The organism is Streptomyces sp. NPDC002784 (genome assembly GCF_053592135.1).
This window is the reverse complement of record NZ_JBSFVD010000116.1, coordinates 1-2970: the sequence shown is the minus strand read 5'-3', so window position 1 is coordinate 2970 and position 2970 is coordinate 1. Positions and strand designations below refer to the sequence as shown.

At 71.0% G+C, this 2970-nt stretch carries 2 protein-coding genes and 1 pseudogene; 1 reads left to right on the top strand and 2 read right to left on the bottom strand.

Features of this window, described 5'->3' with window-relative positions; translation table 11 throughout:
- Positions 1-98: 98 nt before the first annotated feature.
- Positions 99-785 carry a PAS domain-containing protein gene (locus ACWD1Z_RS36940; RefSeq protein ID WP_451125227.1) on the bottom strand — a complete coding sequence of 229 codons (687 nt, stop codon included), beginning with the start codon at positions 783-785 and terminating at the stop codon, positions 99-101.
- An 875-nt stretch (positions 786-1660) separates the two neighbouring features.
- Between ACWD1Z_RS36940 and ACWD1Z_RS36935 the strand changes: the two genes are divergently transcribed.
- Positions 1661-2422, top strand: coding sequence for an isocitrate lyase/PEP mutase family protein (locus ACWD1Z_RS36935; protein WP_451125225.1), 762 nt, complete (start codon positions 1661-1663; stop codon positions 2420-2422).
- Positions 2423-2596: 174 nt separating this feature from the next.
- Here ACWD1Z_RS36935 and ACWD1Z_RS36930 read toward each other — a convergent pair.
- Positions 2597-2970 (bottom strand): annotated as a pseudogene (locus ACWD1Z_RS36930) (polyketide beta-ketoacyl:ACP synthase); the annotation flags it as partial.

Below are 2970 nucleotides of genomic sequence, written 5' to 3'. Positions count from 1 at the left end.
TCGGCGGCGTGACACGCACGCCGGCGGCCGCGGCGGTGTACGTGACCCCGCCACGGCCGCCGTCCGGGCTCCGGATGGGCCCGGTTCGTGCTTTCGTGCTACCGCACGCGTTCCGGGAGGACGCGCGGGGGCCACTGCCCGGCGGCGAACATCCCGAGCGCGTGCGCACGCGCCACCAGCGCGGGGCGGTTGGGCGCGTCGAACCTCCGCAGCATCTGCCCGACGCGGTACTCGATTCCCTGACGGCTCAGATAGAGACGGGAGGCCAACTGCACGGTGGACTGGCCACTCGCGACCCCTTCCAGAACCTGCGCGTCGAGGGCGCTGAGCACCGGCCCGCCGGACACCCCGTCCGCGGTGCGGCGCAGAAAGACCACCACGCCGACCAAGGCGCCCGAGGGATTCCGGACGCCGACCCCGGTGACTTCCGCGTGGAATTTCCCACCGGTTCCGTCCCGGCCCGTCACGCTTTCCGTGAAGCGCGGACGACGCCCCACAGAAAGGGTGGTGAACTGTTCTTGGAGCCGGGCGGGAACGGGTGAACGGAGAAGATCGAGAAGACCGTGTCCGCATATCTCGTCGGCGCTCAGGCCGAATTGCCGGGCGAATTCGGGTTCCGCGGCCGTGATGACCAGGTCCCCCGGTGAGGCGTGGGCGATGCAGGCGCCCGCCGACGCGGCGCCACGGGGCGCGCCGTTCCCGGCGGGTTCGCGGTGGGCGGGAGGAGCCGGGGTGGCGGCTTTCTTCTTGCGGGGCGAGGCGTCGGGGAAACTCGTGGTCGCCACGGACGTACCGTCCTTCTTCCTGCGCGTGGGGGGCTCGTGAGGGAGGGAAGGGTGAACGAACACGGAACGGACCGATGCGCTGTGCCTGGGTGTCGGCGAGCGCCCGGTGACGGCGGGTGTCACCTCGTCGGTGGCGGGGCCGGGTGTCCGCGTCGTCCCGGGCGGGCCGGCGGCGGGCGCCGGGCTCCCGGGTGGGATCAGGGTGGGCAGAGGATGCGGCGCCGAGGTGGCCGGCGGGGTAACGGGGACAACGCAGCGGATAACGTTGTCATGATCACTCGATCTCGGTGGCCGAACGCGGGCCCGGACGGAAGCTGGGCAGCACGAAAACCTCCACGGGACGAAGAGGGGAATCGCAACAGAGGGAACAACGCATTCGAGATTAAGGGGCGGCCACTCCCGTGGCAAGGGTTGGCCAAGTGACCTCGGTAACCTGTCAACTCCTTTACGATCGGGCCTTTTTCGGGCACCTGGAACCCCCAATACAAACATTCCCCCGGAGCCGGACACCGCCTCTGAAATAGTCAGTTGACCTGCGCTTAATGGGATGTCGCCTCTTGCCGCGCTCATAAAACGCGGCCAACTCCGCGCCCGAACGGGCAGGCCCGCACAGGGGCGGGGGCCGGAGAGGCCCCGCCGATCGCGCCACGGAACCAGAGGGCGAGGCAGGAGGGGCAGCCTCGCGTCCTCCCGTGCCCCTCGGGGACGAACTGCCGGGCAGGTCAGGGCCGTTGGTCCCCGCGGTCCGGGCCGAAGCGGAGCCGAACAGCCCTATGCGTGCTGCGAGAGGCTTGCCGGGTGCGTCCACGATGCCGGGCGTTACGAACGCCGGTCGCCCGCCCGGTACTTGGCGGTGCCGGGGTAGCGTTGCTCGTATGGATCTCCACACCGTCGTTGAACGCGCTCAACGCCTCAAGCAGCTGCACGCCCAGTACCAGCCGCTCGTGTTGCCGACCGTCTGGGACGTCTGGTCCGCGCGCACGGCAGTGGCCGCCGGGTTCCCCGCGCTGACGATCGGCAGCCATCCCCTCGCGGACTCCCGCGGGGCCGACGACCACGAGGGGCAGACCTTCGAGGAGGTCATCGCCGCCGTCAGGCCGATCGTCGCGGCGGTCGACGTCCCCGTGTCCGTGGACCTGGAGGCCGGGTACGGACAGGAGCCCACTGACATCGTCGCCGGGCTCATCGGGGCCGGCGCCGCCGGCCTCAACATCGAGGACACCGTCCACTCCGACGGCGGCCGGGTGCGCAGCACTCAGGAGCACGCCGCTTTCGTGGGCGGCCTGCGCGCGGCGGCCGACGACGCGGGAGTCCCGCTCTGGGTGAACGGGCGCACCGACCTCTTCCTGCACGCGCAGGACGCCGCAGGCATCCTCGACGAGGCGATCGAGCGGCTGCGGGCCCTGGAACAGGCCGGGGCCGACAGTGTCTACCCGGTGGCCATCCAGGACGACGACGAGCTGCTCGCTGCCGTGACCGGCGCCGTCGGCGTTCCCGTGAACTCCACCGCCCATCCCGTCAAGCATGACCTCGAGCGTTTCCGCCGTCTTGGCGTCGGCCGGGTCACCTACGGCCCACTGCTGCAGTTCGCCCTGACGGACGCGATGACGGACATGCTCAAGCCCTGGGCGCCCTGAGAAGTCGGCCGAGCAGCCCGGCGAGTCCGCCGGTGTCCGTCACCCCACGGTGGAGGTGACGCGCGCACCTCGGGCGCACCGCGCTGTTCTCCCGACCGGCTTCGGGACCGTTCCCGCGTCCCACACGGAGCGCGTACACCTTGCTTCGCGTTCGACGTCGGGAACGTGGTCGGCTCACCTTCGCAGGACGACCGCCGCGTTGATCCCGCTGAAGGCGACGCTGTGGCACAGCGCGATGCGTACCGGTCCCGGGGTCGCGGACCGTCCCACGAGAGGGAGTTCCTCCGCCAGTGGCCGTTCGGTGTTGGGGTTGCCGTGGCGGAAGTCTTCCCGCATCTGGATCAGCGTCGCCACCAGCTCCAGCAGCCCGGCCGAGGTCAGGCAGTGTCCCAGCAGCGGCTTGGTGGAGTTGACCAGCGCGTGCCGGCCGGGGCCGAAGACGTCCAGCAGGGCGCGCGCCTCGGCCTCGTCCCCGGCGACGGAACCGGTGCCGTGGGCGTTGACGTAGTCGACCTCCTCCGCCCCGACCTCCGCGTGCGCGAGCGCCG